This is a genomic window from Pseudomonas sp. PA-5-4B (assembly GCF_021606215.1).
Taxonomy (GTDB): Bacteria; Pseudomonadota; Gammaproteobacteria; order Pseudomonadales; family Pseudomonadaceae; genus Aquipseudomonas; species Aquipseudomonas edaphica.
Genome location: NZ_WKDB01000102.1, coordinates 1 through 17,658, shown reverse-complemented (window position 1 = coordinate 17,658; position 17,658 = coordinate 1). Strand labels below are relative to the sequence as shown.

Genomic DNA, 17,658 nt, shown 5'->3' with positions numbered 1-17,658 from the left:
GGTCTGTTCGACGTCTATTTCTGCCATCACTTTTTGCGAACAATCGACATTAGTAAGCCTGATTATGGTCAATAATGCGTCCACCATGTCCCCGCACATGTGTCAACCATGTGTCCGGTCCGTACAGGGCGTTTGCCAAAAGTGACCCGCCGTAAGGGCGGAACCCTAAGTAGCCGTTACCGCAGCAACGGATATGTACTCAATCACCAGCCATCTTTAAGCATCCGCAATTCCAGATGCTGCAACAGCATAATGGTCTTGCCATCGACAATCTCCCCACTCTGCACCATCGCCAGCGCCTGCTCAAACCCCAACTCCAGCACTTCAATATCCTCGCCCTCCTCCTCCAGCCCGCCCCCCGTACCAATCTGATCCGCCTGCGTATACTCACCGATAAAAAAGTGAATCCGCTCAGTCACCGAACCTGGACTCATAAACGCCGCATAGATTTTTTCCACATGACCGACGCGATACCCGGTCTCTTCCTCAGCCTCCAGGCGAATACGTTCTTCAGGACTGGCATTGTCCAGCAACCCGGCAGCCGTTTCGATCAAGTAGCCGGGGTAATCGTTGACAAACGTAGGCATGCGAAACTGCCGGATCAACAGCACCGTGCGCTGCCCACGGTTGTACAACAGGATGGTCGCGCCATTGCCCCGGTCATACACCTCACGAGTCTGGGCCTGCCAGCTGCCATCCTGGCGACGCAGGTCGAAGCTGTACTTTTTCAAGTTGTACCAGCTGTCTGAAAGGGTTTCTTCAGCGGTGATGCGAATAGGGCTGTTGTCCATGGTCGGGCCTTTGCTCATAGAAGCCGGGAGCATGTCGCGCCAGCAATACCAGCGTCAAGCGGCCTGCTTACGGATACAATCGCCACCCAAGAAGGATCGCCAGGTTCACGCCAATGATGCTGCACCTCCCGACGCTATTGATGGTAGCCATGTTCGTGTTCGGCCTCATGGGCCTACTCACGGTACATGCCTGGAGTCGTGGCCGCGAACCGACCCTGGGCTATCTGGGCAGCATGCTGCTGCTCGCCGCCCTGGGCACCGGGCTGATTGTGGTGCGCGGCGTGGGCATGGACTTTGTCGCGCTGGTCATCGGCAACGTGGTGCTGCTGCTCAGCGCCGCCATGAACTGGACCGCCATGCGCACCTTCGTGCAACAAAAACCCAATGTACCGGGCATCCTCGCCGGCGCCGTCCTGTGGTTGCTGATGTGTTTGGTGCCGCCGTTCTATGGCTCGCTGTCGGCGCGCGTCACCCTGTACTCACTGTTGGCTGCCGGCTACGGCGTGCTGTCGGCGCTGGAGCTGTGGCGCAAGCGCAAAAGCCTGGAAGTGGCCTACGTGCCGGCCCTGGTGCTGACGTTGTGGCACACCGGTTTTTATGGCGTGCGCGCTTTTACCGACCCTGGCCTGCCGATCAACAGCGAACGGGCCTCGGAGAGTGAAAGCACGCCGTTTTTTGCATTCATGCTGTTTGAGTCGATGCTGTACGCCATCGGTATCGCCTACGTCACCTTGGCGATGGTCAAGGAGCGCGCCGAGTTGCGCTTCAAGGCCGCCGCCTTCAGTGACGCGCTGACCGGCATCGGCAACCGCCGCGCCTTTATGCTCAAGGGTGAACACCTGCTGCACCGCCATCAATGCGCGGCCCTGTTGCTTTGCGACCTTGACCACTTCAAACGCCTGAACGACAGCTTCGGCCATCCCATGGGCGACCAGGCGTTGATTGCCTTCAGCCAGGTGCTGCAGGACGCGTTACGTAACGAGGATGTGTTCGCACGCATTGGCGGCGAAGAGTTCGCCTGCCTGTTGGCAGGCAGCGATGAAACCGATGCGTTGGCAGTGGCCGAGCGAATCCGCCTGGCGTTTGCGCGGTTGGAGTTGCTGGCGCCGGGCTTTCTGAGCGTGAGTATCGGCATCGTCACCACCCAGGCAGCGGGCAGTGACTTATCGCATTTATTGTCCCAGGCCGACCAGGCGCTGTACCTGGCCAAGGCGCAGGGGCGTAATCGGGTTCAACTGGTCACGCCGGCCTGAGCCAGCGGCTGCTTGATGCGCGACCACGCGGCGGCGACTTCTTGCGCATTGGCCGCCTTGATGCGTGCGAGATTGCGCGGGTACTCCACGCCTGGGTTTTCGGTGAAGCGCGTGGCGGTGAATTGACCATTGCTGGCGCGCAGGATGTAGCCCGTGTCCTGACACTGCCCAGAGGCCAGGAACACTACGCCCGGCGTCACCCACTCTGGCTTGAGTTCATCCGGTTCGTCGGTCACGCCCCACATGCGCGTCTTGGCCACCGGCGAGATCGCGTTGACGTTGATGCCGGCCTCGGCGCCTTCATGGCTCAGTGCATTCATGATGCCCAATTGCGCCATCTTGCCGGCGCTGTAAGCCACCAGCCCGGTTTGCTCGTACTCCACGTACATGGCGCGGTCGGAGGTGGTCAGGATAATGCGCGGCGCCGCTGAGCGCAGCAGGTGCGGCCAGGCGTGCTTGCACAGCCAGAGCGGCGCGTAAAGGTTGATGTCCATGGCGCGCTGGAGGAACGCGGCGTCGAGGTCGGCGATGTTCTGGTAACCGACCCAACCGGCGTTATGGATCAGGATATCGAGCTGGCCGTAAGCCTCGATGGTGAAGCTGATCAGTTGTCGGCAACCCTCGTCCGTAGACAGGTCGCCGCCATGCCCGAGCACCGCCAGCCCTTCGGCCTGCAAGGCTGCGGCCGCCGCGTGCACCACCGATGCATCAGTGCCGACGCCTACCTTGTCGGCGCCGATATCGCTGATCACCACCCGCGCGCCACCTTGGGCCAGCGCCCGTGCATAACTGAGGCCCAGCCCGCGCGCGCCGCCGGTGATGATTGCCGTTTTGCCGGTGAAATCCATGTCTGTGCTCTCCTGTTCGGCCGCCCACCCTAACAACCCGAGCAGAGGTTGTTCAAGGCAGCAACACTTTGCAAGCAATCCCCCTCTACGGCCGTCGAATTAATGCCTGCCGGCCCACGCCATCTGGTAAAACGCCTGCTTCGCCTTTGTCCTGGAACCTTCATGTCCTCTCGTTTTCTGTCCCGCCTGGGCCTGCGCTGGGTTCCCCTGCTGTGCATGGCCATCCTGATTGTCGGCCTGCCGGTGGGCTGCGCCGTGCTGCAACACAAGGAGCGTGAGCTGGTGTTTCGCATCGAGCCGGGCACCGCCGGCTGGTACACCGGCCTGCCCAAGGCGGTGCAGGAATTCGATATCAAGCCGGCCAGTTTCAAATCGGGGCAGAATCTGCACGGCTGGTGGTACCCGGCCGGCCACAAGGATGCGCCGGCGATCCTCTACCTGCACGGCGTGCGCTGGAACCTTACCGGGCAGTTGTTTCGCATTGAACAGCTGCACGCGCTGGGCTTCTCGGTGCTAGCCATCGACTATCGCGGGTTTGGCCAGAGCCACGGTGATTTGCCGTCGGAAACCAGTGTGTATGAGGACGCGCGCATTGCCTGGGAACGTTTCCAGATATTGCAGCCCGACCCCGGCAAACGCCTGATCTACGGGCATTCGCTGGGCGGCGCCGTGGCTATCGATCTCGCCGCTGAGCTGAGCAAACAAGCGCCTGTGCCGGTGCGCGGGCTGGTGATCGAGTCCACCTTTACTTCCCTGGGGGATGCGGCCACCGCCGTGGCCAATACCTCATTGCCGGTGCGTTGGCTGCTGTCGCAGAAATTCGATTCCATCGACAAGATTGCCGACGTGCGCATGCCGTTGCTGGTGGTGCACGGCCTGGCCGACCAGTACGTGCCACCGCGTTTCAGCCAGCAGTTGTTTGAAGCCGCCCAGGAGCCCAAGCGGTTGCTGCTCGTACCCGGCGCCACCCACAACAACAGCATGAGCCTGGCGGGTCGCAGTTATGGCCAGGCCCTGGAAAAACTCATGCAGGCGAAGATGCCAGCAACGACGCCAGCAACCATCGCCACGCACTCCACAGGTCGCGACGGCGAGTCGTAATAGCAGTTTTCGGCACTGGGTTCGCGCTTGGCTGTCAAGCGCCAACCCTGCCCATACTGGTCCAAAATAGAATCTGATCAAATATTAACCGAAGGTTAAATCGCCAACCCTGCCGGGCCTTCGCAAAGTTATCCACAGAGATACCCACGGTTTCCGTGGACAACTCTTTTTACTTTTTTACGATTTTTTTGCTCAGCAAACCCCTGTGGGAAAGCTACCCGGCAGCAAAATCTCGCGATTCACATCGCGTATATCGTTATAGCCACACAGTGCCATCGACACATCCAGCTCACGGGCGATGATGTCAAGCGCCTTGGTCACACCGACTTCACCCAACGCGCCCAAACCATACAAATGCGCCCGGCCGATCATGGTGCCTTTGGCCCCCAATGCCATGGCCTTGAGCACGTCCTGGCCGGAGCGAATACCGCCATCGAGCCACACTTCAATCTGCTCACCCACAGCCTCTGCAATCGCCGCCAATTGGCTGATGCTCGACGGTGCGCCATCGAGCTGGCGCCCACCGTGGTTGCTCACCACCAGCGCATCCGCACCGCAATTGGCGGCCAGCCGCGCGTCTTCCACATCCAGGATGCCCTTGATAATCAGCTTGCCGCCCCAGCATTGCTTGATCCACTCCACATCGTCCCAGCTCAGGCGCGGGTCGAATTGCTGGCCGATCCAGGATGACAGCGAAGTGATATCGGCCACGCCTTTGACATGCCCGACGATATTGCCGAAGCCATGGCGCTTGGTGCCGAGCATGCCCGCCACCCAACGCGGCTTGGTCAGCATATTGAGGATATTCGGCACAGTCAGCTTGGGCGGCGCCGACAAGCCGTTGATCAAGTCTTTGTGGCGTTGGCCGAGGATCTGCAAATCCAGAGTCAGCACCAACGCGTCCACACCGGCAGCCTTGGCGCGCTCGATCAACTGCTGCATAAACACGCGATCACGCATCACATACAACTGGAACCAGAACGGTTGCCCAACGTGGGCGGCGATGTCTTCCAGCGAACAAATGCTCATGGTCGACAAGGTATAACGCACGCCAAAAGCGGCAGCCGCGCGGGCGGTGAGGATCTCGCCATCGGCATGCTGCATGCCCGCCAGCCCAGTGGGCGCCAAAGCCACGGGCATGGCCATGTCCTGGCCGATCATGCTGGCGCGGATTGAACGCTCATCGATATTGCGCGCCACCCGCTGACGAAATTGGATGCGGGCAAAATCGCTTTCATTTGCCCGGTAAGTGCTTTCAGTCCAGGAGCCGGAGTCGGCGTAATCGTAGAACATCCGTGGGACACGTTTTTGCGCGAGCCTGCGTAAATCTTCGATGGTTGTGATCAACGGCATCTAGGTCACCTCTCCCTGAACTGAGCCTGGAGAGTAACCGCCCATCGGCTTGGTAACCAGCCATTGCGTTTGCGTGGACGGGTGATTAATCTTGCATAAACACGCAGAAAGACGCACAAACATGCATAACACACATCAAGCTATCGACCTGCCTTCGTTGCGCAAACAGAAGATTTTGCTGCTGCTGGAGCGCGACGGCAAAGTCACTGCGTCAGAATTGGTCGAGCACTTCGCCGTGTCCCAGGACACCATCCGCCGCGACCTCGGCGAACTCGCCGCCGCCGGGCTGCTGCAACGCGTACACGGCGGCGCCTTGCCCCGGCCCAAAGACACCGGCAAGGATTTTTTCACCCGCGTCGGCGAGACCAACGAAGCCAAGCGCCACCTCGCGCAACTCGCGGCGGACCGCGTAGAAGACGGCCAGATTGTGCTGTTCGATTCGGGCTCAACCACGCTGCGTATTGCCCAGTCATTGCCGCACGCCATTCGCCTGACGGTGGTCACGCCGTCACCGATGATTGCCATCGCCTTGGCGGACCACCCAAATGTCAAAGTGATTTTGGCCGGTGGCCAGATCAACCCGGCGACCCTCTCCACCAGCGGCCACGAAGCTGTACGCCTGATTCAGAGCATCCAGGCAGACCTGTTGTTTACCGGTGTCTGTGCATTGCACCCGCAAGTGGGCATCACTTCGCTGCACTTCGATAAAGTAACGGTCAAACAAGCCCTGCTCGACAGCGCCTCCCACGTGGTGGCCGTGACCATGGCCGACAAGCTCGGCGCGGTAGAACCCTTTGTGGTGGCGCCGTGCAACCGTATTCATACGCTGATCACCGAGTGGCATGTGCCGAGTGTCGAGGCGTATGAGCAACTAGGCCTGGAAGTGCTGCGGGTAGAGGTCGAGTAGCAACAAGCCATCGGTCACGGCGTGATTGAATCAGCAGGCAGCCCAGTTGCTCCCCCAAGTGCAAGCACTGCTCAAGGAACTCATCCAGTACCGTCTCGCAGAGCTGCAAGCGCAGTTCATGGGTGATGCCCTTGGGCGCCTTGACCGAAAACCGAACGCCCGAAAAGTCCGGCCAGTGTGCGCGCGGCAGACTCCAGCCGGCACAGCGCACGAATAGCGGTGCCATCAAAACAGAACCTTGGCCGCGTCACGCATGAAAATCTCGATGGTTTTTGGCCCCACGCCGTCGAATTCGGCCAGGCGTTTTTCGAAGGCCTCACGGTTTTCGCTGGCGCTGCGCATGTGGCTGATCTTGCCCGCGTACTCGGCATTCAACTTGGCGCTGAGGTCCAGCAGACGCTGCGCTGTGCTTTCGTCGTAACGCACGTAATGGGCACGCCCGAGCATCGAAACCAGCTCACGCGACGTGCAATGTTGCAACTTGCGTGCAGTGTCGCGGCCCTCTTGCTCCACGATCACCTTGTAAGCCTGCGCCGCGATGGGCGCCTGAATACGCTTGCCCATCAGGAAGCTGGCGATAAACCACTTGAACAGGCTGGCATCATCGTCGGGCGCAAGCTCAATGCCCAGTTCAGACGCCGTGATCGAACGGGCCATGCTCAGTGGCCCAGCTTGCGCTCGGCCTTGGCAGCCTGCTCGTTGATGGCGTCAGTCTGGCGTTCGGTGTCCTTGATCGACGTGGGCGTCAACACTTTGTCCACGGCTTTGGTCTTCGGGTTGGGCTGTTCCAGCGTCTGCCCCTTGGCAGGTTGTTGACGGCCTTTCTGGGCATCTTCAGAGCTGATGGGTTCCGGGGTTTTGTCGACAGTCTTGGGATCGGTCATGGTGAGTCTCCAGGCAATTGAAGGCCCGCAAAAAGCAGCAGGCGTCTATGCAGCAGAGGCCAGCGCTTTTCGATAGTTCAGGATTTTTGCAGGTCGGCCCTCCTCGAAAACCACCCAAGAAAAAAGTCCAAATTAATTTAAACCTTTGCCGCCCACGCTCGATCCACTCTCCCTCACCGCATGATTAATCCATCCAGCAGGAGAGACTCGACCATGAGCTCACAACTCAACGGCAAGAACATCCTCATCATCACCTCCAACACCGGCATCGAGCGCGACGAGCTGCTCAAGCCTCTGCAAACATTGCGTGGCTATGGTGCGACGGTGACGCATGGCTCCAGCAAAGGCGGCACCGTGCAGACGTTCGTCGGCGACACCGAGAAGGACCAGACCGTGGAATCCGAGGTCAAGCTGTCGCAGGTGCTGAGCAGCGACTTCGACGCGCTGGTGATTCCCGGTGGCACCGTGAATGCCGACACCCTGCGTCAGGACGCGGCCGCATTGAAGCTGATCAACGACTTCGTCAAAGCCGGCAAAACCGTCGCCGCCATCTGCCACGGGCCATGGGCGCTGATCGATGCCGGCGTGATCGAAGGCAAGACCCTCACCGCGTACAAGAGCGTGCGCATCGACCTTGAAAACGCCGGCGCTGCAGGCGTGGTAGATGCCCAGGTCAAGGAGTGCAAGGCCAATGGCTGGACCTTGATCACCTCGCGCACACCGGATGACCTGCCGGCATTCAACGAAGCGATTGCCAAGGCGGTCGCGGGATAACGGGCAGGCTTGAACGCAAACAGGCGCCCGGGGGCGCCTGTTTGCTGTGTGGCTTGTGTTCAGTGTTTACGGTGCTATTTATGGTGCTGGTTATTTACGGTGCTATTTATTTACGGTGCTGGGCCATCTCACGTTTTGGCCCGAACATGGCCCAGGCAATCAGCCCGAACAACGGCACAAAAATCAGAATGATCAACCACAACCCCTTGGTCTCCCAGCCGCCGGTGCTGCGCAACACGATGTTGATCGCCCACAATTCCAACGCCAGCAAAATCACCGCCAGCACGATCCAGATATAGTCTATTTGCATGCATCACCTCCTGAGGTCGTATGCATTAGGTCAAGGGATCGGCGTGAGGGTTCATTAAAAATGTCGGTTCATGGCCTTTCGTCGTGGCGGCGAAAAAAATCAAAACTTTGCCGGATCCCCTGCACTCCCAATTAATGCCTCCCTTCGGATTCAGAGCAAGGGCAGCTTTTGACAGGTGAAGCATGGAAAAGGATTCTCGTCATGAAGACCGGTATTTCCTGCAAGATCGTGTTAGTGATTTGCCTGACCGGGTGCTTGGCAACCCCCGCCTACGCAGCCTTCGGTGATGCCGTACCCGGTTCGGCCCTGCCTCCGGGCACATACCCCAGCAGCCCGTCGGACAGCAACAAAAAAGCTGAAACGCCGCAGAAGGAAAAGACCTCCTCCAGCGGCACGTCAACTCAGCAGCAAGGCGGGAAGAAAACCCAGAAAAAAGCCCCCAAAAAAGGCCGTTGACCTAGCGCCATAACCGGCGGGCGCCTCCCGTCATGCGTCGCAACACCTGCGGATTGCCGCGCAGAGAATGCACGATCACCATGCCGATATGACCGACGATCAACACCAGCATTGTCCAGCCCAGCAAGCTATGAAAATTGCGCCCCAGGTCAATCATCCACTGGATTTTATCGCCCTCGAAACCCGCCATTATCGGCAGGCCAAACGCCGAAAACTCACGACCGGAGCCGTACTGGCGTACCAGCCCGATAACAGGGATAAGGAACATCAGCGCATACAGCACAGCATGCCCGACAGCAGCCGCACGGTTGAAACTCGGCGGGCGGTTGTGCCGGTTCAGCAGGTTCCAGCCGGCTCGCAGTATCAGCAGCACCAGCAAAAGCAGGCCCGCCGACTTGTGATACGGCCATAGCCACTTGTCCAGCGCAGAATCGGAGGACAGGAAGTGGACAACCGCCGAGCAATAACTCCAGGCAAACACAATTGCCATCAACCAATGCAAGGCCCGACTGACCGGGTCGTAGCGGTCGCTCGCGCAGAAGGAATGGGGCATCTCATCAGAAGTTTTCGTCATCTCAGCCTCTTAATAGTCTGTGCATTACAAAGACCGTGAAGATGGCATTCCCGGCAAAAAAATAGAATTGTTGAGGATGCCCGCACGAAACATCAGGCCGTTTCCTACGAGATTTTGGGACGCTCTTAGGGTCTTACGGCACCGGCAACCAGCCGCTGAAACCGTTTTTAGCCAGCGGGCACCAGGCAAAGTCGCCTGCCGGGTCCGGCAGTATCTGATGCTCAACGCCCGCCAAGGCGCTGCCCTTCCAGTCGAACACCCTTGCGTCTCGCCAGGCCAGGACCACGCCCTGGGCCTGGCTTTCATCGGCATTGATCCAGCGTGCTGCCGCGGCCGCCATAAAGGCTTCGATCGGCTCCTCATCGATGCGCGTCCGATACGAGGACGCCAACAGCCAGCGGCACACATTCAGGTGATAGGTCCAATTCTGGGCGACCTGGTTGCGATAGGCCCAGGTCATAAAGCTGCGGAACAAGTTCAAGCCCTCCGGCGGGTCGAGCTTGAGCAGCGCCGGGCAGATATCGAACAAGGTGTGCCAATACGGCAACAGGCGTGCATCCAGGTGCACGAAGCAGCGCGAATTGCTTGGGTATTCGGGGCGCAAGGGTTCGGCGCGCAAACGCCGGGATGCCTTGCTGACCAGGCGGCTGGCGCCTGCTGGCAAAGGTGGGTTCATGAAACGCACTCACAGTCGTGACGATAGAACGCCTCCTGATCACAGGAAGCCCAAGGCACACGTCAGAAAGTGGGGGAAGCGCGAGGGTTGGCCGACGGCCAGCAATAGCGTGGCGGTGCCTTGTTGCGCCGTTCATGGGCCGGGCGCGGGGTTTGCCCAAGGCCGAGCAGCCAGGCCAGGCCGATCATGAACACGATGGCCACGGTCACGGCCGCGCACACCGGGCAGGCAAAGTAGTTCGAGATGTTGCTGGAGGCCGTGCTTCCTGACCCTTTGTCGGAAAGCGGCGCCTGGCTGCCGTCCGCCGAACAGAACGCCCCGCCGATACCATTGAGCTGCAGGCCCATCATCTGCCCATGCCCCAAACCGCAGACGAACAGGTTCATCAGCACGCAGAAGTACAGGGCCCAGGCGATCAGTGAACGGTCGGGGTGGCTCAATTTCATGGCGGCGACTCTACCACCGAAGCCGCAAAAGGATGAAGCGCCACGCGCCCCTGTGGCAGAACGTCGCAGATTACGTGGGCTGGCCGGGGTTGGTAGACTGTGCGCCCGCATCATTACTCCTTTTCAAAGCCTGAACTGTAGATCCAGAGCAATGCAGGCGTTTCACAGGATGCACAGTTGATGAGTACGTTATTCACCCGCCGCAAAGTGCTGACCGGTATGGGCCTGCTGGGCCTGGGCAGCCTGCTGGGCGGCTGTGACTACAGCCCCAAGCTGAACTTCAAGTACGGCAAGGACCTCAGTGACAAGATCATGGGCCGCACCTTCAAGCTCAAGAACACCGACGGCGAAACCGTCACCCTGAGCTCGTACCGTGGCCTGATGCCGGTGGTGTTCTTCGGCTTCACCCAATGCCCGGCCGTGTGCCCCACCACCCTGGCCCGTGCCGCCCAGGCCAAGAAGCTGATGGGCCGCGATGGCAAGATCATGCAGGTGGTGTTTATCACCCTCGACCCCGAGCGTGACACACCCGAATTGCTCGACCGCTACGTCAAGGCCTTCGACCCCAGCTTCGAAGCGCTGTATGGCACCCCGGAAGAAATCGCCGTGGCCGCCAAGGAGTTCGGAATCTTTTATGAAAAGATCCCGGCCGGAGACACCTACACCCTGTCCCACACCTCCACCAGTTTCGTGTTCGACACCCGCGGCAATCTGCGCCTGGGCCTGTCGGCATCCCTTACCGCTAAAGAGTGCGCAGAAGACCTGCTCACCGTCATGGAGGTCTGCTAATGACTGCCGTTCAAACCCTCAAGCGCCTGACATTCGGCCTCACCTTGCTGGGCTTCGCGGCGCACGCCAGCGCCCAGGTTCAGGTCAGCGATGCATGGGTACGCGCGACCGTGGCGGGCCAGACCTCCAGCGGCGCGTTCATGACCGTCACCGCCGACAGCGACAGCAAATTGCTCAGCGTGAAGTCGCCTGTGGCCAAGGACGTGCAGATTCATGAGATGAGCATGAAGGACGACGTAATGCGCATGGGCCCGGTGGATTCGGTGGCCCTGCCTACCGGCAAAGCGGTCAAGCTCGACCCGGAGGGCTACCACGTGATGCTCATGGGCCTCACCGGCCAGATCAAGCAAGGCGACCAGGTGCCGTTGACCTTGACCGTGGAAAACGCCAAGGGTGAGAAGCAGACCGTTGAAGTAACAGCCCCTGCCCGCGCGCTGACCGATATGGGTGACATGGACCACAGCAAGATGCACTGAGAACCGCTGATGAATGTGGGAGCTGGCTTGCCTGCGATGCAAACACCTCGGTGTGTGAGGTAGACCGCGTTGATGCCATCGCAGGCAAGCCAGCTCCCACAGAAAAGCAGTTCGCGGCGCACACAAATGTGCTTTTGATCTTAATCTGGCAAGCACCATCAGCCATATCCAAAACCTCTGCCATCAACACTTTCTATATATTTTCAATCTACCCGCACACCCGCTAGCCTGATTGCGCCGCAACGACGGCCCATAATTCCAACAATAAATCAGGTGTCCCCGTGAACAACACATCCCCCCAACGTGCTGTGAAAAGCCTGCTTTCCCTTGCCGTGGCCTTTGCCCTGTTCAACAGCCTCAGCGCCTATGCCGCCAACACTGGCGAGCTGCCCTGCACCACCACCGAACAATGCGCGGCCCAAGCGGCCAAGGTCGGCGCCACGCCCGACAGTTCCCAAACCGAGCGCAAGGCCAAGGGCGACCCCACCCAGACCCAATTCGCCTGGCTCAACCGCATCAACAAAGCCTCGATCGTGATGCTCACCGAAGAAGGCATCGTCAAGCCCGAGATGGGCCAGAAGATCGCCGGCGGTGTGCGCTACGCCATCGCCCAGGCCGAGCAGCCCGGCGGCACGCGCCCCAGTGATGTGCTGCAACTGGAAAAAATCATGACCGACAAGATCGGTCCCGAAGCCTCCTTGATCCACTCCGGCCGCAGCCGCCAGGACATGCTTGCCACCTACCGCCTGGCCGCCCTGCGCAGCCAGGTGCTGGCCTACAGCGAAGCGCTCAACGCCACACGCCAACGCCTGCTGAACATCGCCGACAAAAACGTCGACACCCTGGTGCCCGCCTACACCAACGGCGTGCAGGCCATGCCCATCAGCTATGCGCATTACCTGCTGGCCTTTGAAGCCGCGTTCGACCGCGATGGCCAGCGTATCCGCGAGCTGTACACACGCCTCAACCAGAGCCCGATGGGCACCGCCGTGCTGGCGAACTCGGCGTATCCGCTGAACCGTGAGCGCCTGGCCGAGCTGCTGGGCTTTGATGGCGTGCGCGAGAACTCGCTGGATTCAAGCCAGGTCTCGACCTATGACATTCCCATCGAAGCGGCCAATATGGCGTCATCGTCCGCCATCCGTGTGGGCGCGATGATTGGCGATATCCACACCCAGTATCATCAGATTCGCCCCTGGCTGTTGCTCGATGAGGAAGCCACCTACACCAGCAGCGCCATGCCGCAAAAACGCAACCCGGGCTTGCTGATGCGCGCGCGTGAGAGTGCCTCTGACGTGGTGGGTCTGGCCCAGGCCGTCACCTTGCGCGCGCATAACGTCACCACCGGCATGACCGACTACAAGTTCGCCTTCGACTCGCTGGGCGTGTTCCGCTCGACCCAGGAGATGTTCCACAGCCTCGACGCGGTGCTCGACGCGCTGCAGATCAACCCGCAGCGCGCGCTCGAAGAACTGGAGTCGGAATGGACCACCTCGATGGAACTGGCCGACACGCTGGAGCGCCAGTACAAAGTGCCGTTTCGCATCGGCCACAGCTTTGCCTCGCTGATCGTCACCGAAGCGCGCAGCAACGGCACCACGCCGAAGACCTTCGCCTATGCCGACGCGCAGAAACTGTATAGCCAGGCGGCGGACAAGTACAAATGGACGCCCAATACCCTGCCGCTCGATGAAGCAGGTTTTAGAGCGGCGCTGTCGCCCACCAACATGGTCCAGACCCGCAAAGGCACCGGCGGCCCGCAGCCACAGGAGGTCAAGCGCATGCTGGTAGAGGCGCGCAAGACGCTGCAGGCTGATCAGCAGTGGCTCAAGGAGCGGCATGAAAAGCTCAAAGGCGCCGAAACCCATCTCGACCAGGCCTTCGACAAGCTGGCCGACAGCAAACGCTGAACGGATTGTGGTGGTCGCAGGCTTTGGGCATATTGACGGCCGGGCCGCTTGCGGCCGCCCACCACTGCGTCTTGTCACGGGATAGGCCACCATGGAACTTCGCCATTTACGCTATTTCATCATGGTGGCCGAAGAACGACATTTCACCCGTGCCGCCGCACGCCTGAACATGCAACAACCGCCCCTGAGCCAGCAGATTCGTGCCCTGGAGCAGGAGCTGGGGTTCGACCTGTTCAAGCGCCACCCCAAGGGCGTAGACCTGACAGCCGGTGGCCTGGTGTTTCTTGAAGAAGCCCAAGCCATTTTGGCGCGTGTTGAGCATGGCGCACTCAAGGCCTCCCGCGTGGCCCAGGGCATCGAGGGCACCCTGGCCATCGGCTTCACCAGTTCGGCCGCCGCCCACGCGCTGATCCCGCGCATCATCCGCGCCTACCGCGAGCGCTACCCGGCGGTAGAGCTTTCGATCAATGAAGGCAGCGCCCGGGAATTGACCGAAGACGCCATCGAAAAACGCATCGACGTCGGCATCCTGCGCGCCCCGGTCAGCACCCATCAAAGCCTGAGCTTCCACCGCTTGCTCAACGAAGAAATGCTGCTGGTCCTGCCCACCGGCCACCCGTTGCTGGACGCCGCCGGCAGCGCCATCCCCATTGGCGCACTCAAGGACGAACGCTTTATTCTGGTACGCCGCCCTGGCGCGCCGGGCATGTACGCCAACTTGATCACCGCCTGCCAGAACGCTGGTTTCGAACCCAGGATTGCCTTTGAAGTGGAACGCATGCTGACCAACGTCAGCCTGGTGGCGGCTGGTGAAGGCATCTCCGTGGTGCCGGCGTCGATGCGCGATGTACACCGTGACAGCGTGGTGTATTGCCGAATCAAAGACGCCAGGCCCAAGCTGCTGGCGCCGATTACGCTGGTGCGGCGCGCGTTTAATCCGTCGGCGCCGTTGCAGAATTTTATTGGGCTGGCGCGGGAGTTGGGGGCGGTGTATCGCAAAGGCTGAGACCCTTCACCCTCGGTTGCGTCATCAAATGAAACCCCTCGCTGAGCAATTCGACCGTGGCACGGATGCTTTCGGTCTGGCGCGGCACCGCGAACAACCCATAGTTGACGCTCAATGCGGCATTGCCAGCGGGCGCCAGCGCAATCACGCGCATGGTGTGCGGGTTGATATTGTCGGCAGGCAACAGGGCAACGCCCAAACCGTTTTCGACCGCCGCGCTGATCACACCGACGTTCGGGCTGGTGACGGTCACGCGAAAGTCGCGACCGGCCGCCAGTAATGCGTCGAACATCAAGCGTCGCCACGCGCAAGGCTCGGCGTACACGATCACGTCCAGAGGCAGCGCCGGATCGACTTCATCGTCAATCGCGCACACCCAATAAAGCGGCACATTCCAGGTGCGCACCGGGTCGGCGGCGAATACCGAGCTGACTCCGATGGCCACATCCAACAGGCCGTCGTGCCAGCGCTGCGCTAACGCATCGCCGTGGTCCACGGTGATTTCCATGTGCATATGCGGGCAGGTGCGGCGCAAACGGCCCAGCGCCGCCGGCAAGGTGGTGACCGCCACGTCTTCGGACAAGCCCACGCGCACAGTGCCCATCACCGTACGCTCCTTCAGGCGTGTGGCGACCGTTTCACCCAGGGCCAGGATGCGTGTGGCGTAGCTGAGCAACAACTCACCCTCGGTGGTGGGCACCACGCCACGCCCAGTTCGGCGCAGCAGGCGTTGCCCAAGCAGCTCCTCCAGACGGCGAATCTGCGCACTCAGGGCCGATTGCGCCCTGCCCGCCTGCTGGGCGGCGCCACTGAGGCTGCCGTGGTGGCACACCGCAACGAAAGTGCGCAGCAAATACGGTTCGAAGGCATCGGATATCATGTTTGGCATAACTCTGAATCAACTGTTATGAGCCTACCTTGATAGCTTGCCCATGGCTACGCTGCTCAGCCTGTTCAATCAGTGAGTAATACGCCATGAACCACACCGAAAACACACGCATCGTTTTGGCCGCACGCCCCGACGGGCGCCCGACAACCAGCGACTTCCGCCTGGAACACTCACCGGTCCCCGAACCCGCCGACGGCGAAGTGTTGCTGGAAAACCTCTACCTGTCCCTCGACCCCTATATGCGCTGGCGCATGAGCGCGGCCAAATCCTATGCCGAGCCGGTGGGCATTGGCGAAGTGATGGTGGGTGGCACCGTCGCGCGCATCAAACAGTCGCGTCACAGCGATTGGCACGAAGGCGATACAGTGCTGGCCTACGCCGGTTGGCAGCGTTTTGCCTTATCCAACGGCCAGGATTTGCGCCGCCTCGACCCCAGCATCGCCCATCCCACCACTGCTCTCGGTGTACTCGGCATGCCGGGATTTACCGCCTACGCCGGGCTGCTGAATATCGGTAAGCCAAAACCGGGCGATACCGTCGTGGTGGCAGCGGCCAGTGGCGCAGTCGGCTCGGTGGTTGGCCAGATCGCTCGGCTGCAGGGTGCCCGCGTCGTGGGGATCGCCGGCGGCGCCGACAAGTGTGCTTTCGTGAAGGATGAACTGGGCTTTGACGCAGTCATCGACCACCGCGCCCCGGACTTTGCCGAGCAACTGGCCAAGGTCTGCCCGGACGGCATTGATGTGTACTTCGAAAACGTCGCCGGGCCGGTGTGGGACGCGGTACGCCCACTGCTCAATAACTTCGCGCGGATTCCGGTGTGCGGGCTGATCGCCCACTACAACGACGGCGCTATCCAGCACGCACAGGCCGACCGGCTGCCGGCGACGATGCATGACATCCTCGCCAAGAGCCTGACGGTGCGCGGGTTTATCCAGACCGAATTTGTCGACCAACAACAAGACAGGTTCTTGCAGGAAGCTGCGCAGTGGATCGCCGAGGGCAAACTGAAATTTCGCGAAGACATCATCGACGGTCTGGCCCAGGCACCTGAAGCGTTTATCGGGCTGCTGGAGGGGCGTAATTTCGGCAAGTTGATCGTGCGCCTCAATCCACAATAAACAGCTTCGCACCACTGTGGGTGGATGAGCGATGGCCTTCCATGTCATTGCCGACCTGGTAACTCATCCCGGCCGTCAGCGTGAACTGGCGGCCGTCTTCCAATTCGGTGTGCAATTCCCCTTCCAGGCACAGCAATACATGCCCGCGCCAGCACCAGTGATCGGCCAGATAGCCAGGGGTGTACTCGACCATGCGCACGCGGGTGGTGCCGAAGTGGCAGGTACGCCACAGGGCATTGCCGGTAAGGCCCGGGTGAAGTTCAGGCTCGACGGTGGACCAGTCGGTGGTGCCAAACGGGACAGCGGTGAGTTCCATGGTGGGCTCGGTCGTCAGTTAACGTGGCACGACACTATCCCCCTGGCACACGCAGCGACAGACACAGATCACCAGCTTTTGTGAGATACAGCCGCCCATGCTTGTTATCCTGCCCACCCGGCTCTCATGGACGCATGCGCATGCAGATCGACCCCGCCTTCATCCTTCATGAAACCGAGCACTGGTTGCTCAATCATCATCTGACCTCAAAGCTGCCGGGCTACCTGATGCTGGGCGCCAAAGCGCCGATCGACTCCCTGGCGGCTATGCCCGAGGCCGCGTTGGCTGAACTGGGTGGCCTGCTCGCCAAAACCCAACGGGTGGTGGAGACGCAGCTGCGGCCGAAGTGGCTGTATATCAGCCGCTACGGACACATGCCGGGCTTGCCGCTGCACTTTCACTTCATCCCGGTGCATGACTGGGTGGAGCAGGCGTTTTGGCGAGATGAGCGCTATCGGGTGCTGCAAGGTTTTGGCTCAAAGGAACAAGGGCTGACCGATGGGGCTGAGCTGACGCTGTTCGTATGGCGCGAATTTGGCGAGAGCCTTACACCGCCCCCCGTCCAAGGTCCCACCGTGGAACAGGTTATTCAAACACTGCGCACAGCCTTCGGCGCCGGATGAAATCAACGGTGGGAGCTGTCGAGCCCCAGCCAGGCTGCGAAGGCGGCGGCAATGGCGAAATATTAGCTGCCTGACCCACCGCTTTCTCAGCCTCGCTAAAGCTCGACAGCTCCCACAGGGGATCGGCTGTGTTGGTTAGATTTCAGTTCGCAGGGCCA

The 17,658-nt window shown here is 60.5% G+C and carries 23 protein-coding genes; 11 read left to right on the top strand and 12 right to left on the bottom strand.

The window, feature by feature from the left end:
- Window positions 1–203: 203 nt before the first annotated feature.
- The gene (locus tag GIW28_RS28990; RefSeq protein WP_026013479.1) at window positions 204–791 is read right to left on the bottom strand and encodes an NUDIX domain-containing protein; all 588 of its coding nucleotides are present in this window, start codon (window positions 789–791) and stop codon (window positions 204–206) included.
- Between the two features lie 113 nt (window positions 792–904).
- Here GIW28_RS28990 and GIW28_RS28985 point away from each other — a divergent pair, with 113 nt between their 5' ends.
- Complete coding sequence (locus GIW28_RS28985) at window positions 905–2,044, top strand: GGDEF domain-containing protein (RefSeq protein WP_169988749.1); 1,140 nt, start codon at window positions 905–907, stop codon at window positions 2,042–2,044.
- Here the strand turns inward: GIW28_RS28985 and GIW28_RS28980 are convergent.
- Window positions 2,023–2,892 (bottom strand): SDR family NAD(P)-dependent oxidoreductase, encoded by an 870-nt coding sequence (locus GIW28_RS28980; RefSeq protein WP_236447196.1) that lies wholly within the window; start codon window positions 2,890–2,892, stop codon window positions 2,023–2,025. The genes GIW28_RS28985 and GIW28_RS28980 overlap by 22 nt on opposite strands.
- Before the next feature lie 162 nt (window positions 2,893–3,054).
- Here GIW28_RS28980 and GIW28_RS28975 point away from each other — a divergent pair, with 162 nt between their 5' ends.
- Entirely contained in the window at window positions 3,055–3,993 is a 939-nt protein-coding gene (locus GIW28_RS28975; RefSeq protein ID WP_236447197.1) for an alpha/beta hydrolase, read from the top strand.
- A 192-nt stretch (window positions 3,994–4,185) separates the two neighbouring features.
- On the opposite strand, the gene GIW28_RS28970 is transcribed toward GIW28_RS28975, so the two are convergent.
- Complete coding sequence (locus GIW28_RS28970; protein WP_017134484.1) at window positions 4,186–5,346, bottom strand: alpha-hydroxy acid oxidase; 1,161 nt, start codon at window positions 5,344–5,346, stop codon at window positions 4,186–4,188.
- A gap of 121 nt (window positions 5,347–5,467) precedes the next feature.
- On the opposite strand from GIW28_RS28970, the gene GIW28_RS28965 reads away from it, so the two are divergent.
- Window positions 5,468–6,253 carry a DeoR/GlpR family DNA-binding transcription regulator gene (locus GIW28_RS28965; RefSeq protein ID WP_236447198.1) on the top strand — a complete coding sequence of 262 codons (786 nt, stop codon included), beginning with the start codon at window positions 5,468–5,470 and terminating at the stop codon, window positions 6,251–6,253.
- Here GIW28_RS28965 and GIW28_RS28960 read toward each other — a convergent pair.
- From GIW28_RS28960 to GIW28_RS28950, 3 genes are read right to left on the bottom strand one after another with little or no spacing between them, the layout of a single operon-like run.
- Entirely contained in the window at window positions 6,177–6,479 is a 303-nt protein-coding gene (locus GIW28_RS28960; RefSeq protein ID WP_080593722.1) for a DUF72 domain-containing protein, read from the bottom strand. The two genes, GIW28_RS28965 and GIW28_RS28960, sit on opposite strands and share 77 nt — an antisense overlap.
- Window positions 6,479–6,910 (bottom strand): hypothetical protein, encoded by a 432-nt coding sequence (locus GIW28_RS28955; RefSeq protein ID WP_017134486.1) that lies wholly within the window; start codon window positions 6,908–6,910, stop codon window positions 6,479–6,481. The genes GIW28_RS28960 and GIW28_RS28955 overlap by 1 nt, the downstream gene beginning before the upstream one ends.
- 2 nt (window positions 6,911–6,912) lie before the next feature.
- Window positions 6,913–7,137 (bottom strand): hypothetical protein, encoded by a 225-nt coding sequence (locus GIW28_RS28950; protein ID WP_017134487.1) that lies wholly within the window; start codon window positions 7,135–7,137, stop codon window positions 6,913–6,915.
- A gap of 213 nt (window positions 7,138–7,350) precedes the next feature.
- Between GIW28_RS28950 and GIW28_RS28945 the strand changes: the two genes are divergently transcribed.
- Window positions 7,351–7,911, top strand: a complete 561-nt coding sequence (locus GIW28_RS28945) for a type 1 glutamine amidotransferase domain-containing protein (protein ID WP_138450255.1) — start codon at window positions 7,351–7,353, stop codon at window positions 7,909–7,911.
- A 106-nt stretch (window positions 7,912–8,017) separates the two neighbouring features.
- Here GIW28_RS28945 and GIW28_RS28940 read toward each other — a convergent pair whose 3' ends face one another.
- Window positions 8,018–8,221, bottom strand: a complete 204-nt coding sequence (locus tag GIW28_RS28940; RefSeq protein WP_017134489.1) for a hypothetical protein — start codon at window positions 8,219–8,221, stop codon at window positions 8,018–8,020.
- 201 nt (window positions 8,222–8,422) lie between these two features.
- Between GIW28_RS28940 and GIW28_RS28935 the strand changes: the two genes are divergently transcribed.
- A complete protein-coding gene (locus tag GIW28_RS28935) occupies window positions 8,423–8,677 on the top strand; it encodes a hypothetical protein (RefSeq protein ID WP_176991106.1) in 255 nt (84 codons plus the stop codon).
- 1 nt (window position 8,678) lies between these two features.
- Here GIW28_RS28935 and GIW28_RS28930 read toward each other — a convergent pair whose 3' ends face one another.
- The 3 genes from GIW28_RS28930 to GIW28_RS28920 all read right to left on the bottom strand — a co-directional run bounded on the left by GIW28_RS28930 (window position 8,679) and on the right by GIW28_RS28920 (window position 10,373).
- Window positions 8,679–9,251 carry a cytochrome b gene (locus GIW28_RS28930; RefSeq protein WP_017134491.1) on the bottom strand — a complete coding sequence of 191 codons (573 nt, stop codon included), beginning with the start codon at window positions 9,249–9,251 and terminating at the stop codon, window positions 8,679–8,681.
- Between the two features lie 133 nt (window positions 9,252–9,384).
- Complete coding sequence (locus GIW28_RS28925) at window positions 9,385–9,927, bottom strand: putative natural product biosynthesis protein (RefSeq protein WP_236447199.1); 543 nt, start codon at window positions 9,925–9,927, stop codon at window positions 9,385–9,387.
- 62 nt (window positions 9,928–9,989) lie between these two features.
- Window positions 9,990–10,373, bottom strand: a complete 384-nt coding sequence (locus tag GIW28_RS28920; RefSeq protein ID WP_236447200.1) for a DUF2946 domain-containing protein — start codon at window positions 10,371–10,373, stop codon at window positions 9,990–9,992.
- A 180-nt stretch (window positions 10,374–10,553) separates the two neighbouring features.
- Between GIW28_RS28920 and GIW28_RS28915 the strand changes: the two genes are divergently transcribed.
- From GIW28_RS28915 to GIW28_RS28900, 4 genes are all read left to right on the top strand, one after another.
- Window positions 10,554–11,162, top strand: a complete 609-nt coding sequence (locus tag GIW28_RS28915; protein WP_017134494.1) for an SCO family protein — start codon at window positions 10,554–10,556, stop codon at window positions 11,160–11,162.
- Entirely contained in the window at window positions 11,162–11,638 is a 477-nt protein-coding gene (locus GIW28_RS28910) for a copper chaperone PCu(A)C (protein WP_236447201.1), read from the top strand. Before GIW28_RS28915 ends, GIW28_RS28910 begins: the two co-directional genes overlap by 1 nt.
- A gap of 281 nt (window positions 11,639–11,919) precedes the next feature.
- The gene (locus tag GIW28_RS28905) at window positions 11,920–13,548 is read left to right on the top strand and encodes an argininosuccinate lyase (protein ID WP_236447202.1); all 1,629 of its coding nucleotides are present in this window, start codon (window positions 11,920–11,922) and stop codon (window positions 13,546–13,548) included.
- A 91-nt stretch (window positions 13,549–13,639) separates the two neighbouring features.
- Window positions 13,640–14,554: a LysR substrate-binding domain-containing protein gene (locus tag GIW28_RS28900; protein ID WP_017134497.1), complete on the top strand. Its 915-nt coding sequence runs from the start codon at window positions 13,640–13,642 to the stop codon at window positions 14,552–14,554.
- Here GIW28_RS28900 and GIW28_RS28895 read toward each other — a convergent pair.
- Window positions 14,508–15,443 (bottom strand): LysR family transcriptional regulator, encoded by a 936-nt coding sequence (locus GIW28_RS28895; protein ID WP_099548708.1) that lies wholly within the window; start codon window positions 15,441–15,443, stop codon window positions 14,508–14,510. The genes GIW28_RS28900 and GIW28_RS28895 overlap by 47 nt on opposite strands.
- Window positions 15,444–15,529: 86 nt before the next feature.
- Here GIW28_RS28895 and GIW28_RS28890 point away from each other — a divergent pair, with 86 nt between their 5' ends.
- Complete coding sequence (locus GIW28_RS28890) at window positions 15,530–16,561, top strand: NADP-dependent oxidoreductase (RefSeq protein WP_099548709.1); 1,032 nt, start codon at window positions 15,530–15,532, stop codon at window positions 16,559–16,561.
- On the opposite strand, the gene GIW28_RS28885 is transcribed toward GIW28_RS28890, so the two are convergent.
- Window positions 16,548–16,877 carry a DHCW motif cupin fold protein gene (locus GIW28_RS28885; protein WP_099548710.1) on the bottom strand — a complete coding sequence of 110 codons (330 nt, stop codon included), beginning with the start codon at window positions 16,875–16,877 and terminating at the stop codon, window positions 16,548–16,550. The two genes, GIW28_RS28890 and GIW28_RS28885, sit on opposite strands and share 14 nt — an antisense overlap.
- Before the next feature lie 140 nt (window positions 16,878–17,017).
- On the opposite strand from GIW28_RS28885, the gene GIW28_RS28880 reads away from it, so the two are divergent.
- Entirely contained in the window at window positions 17,018–17,500 is a 483-nt protein-coding gene (locus GIW28_RS28880; protein ID WP_099548711.1) for an HIT family protein, read from the top strand.
- Window positions 17,501–17,658 lie beyond the last annotated feature (158 nt).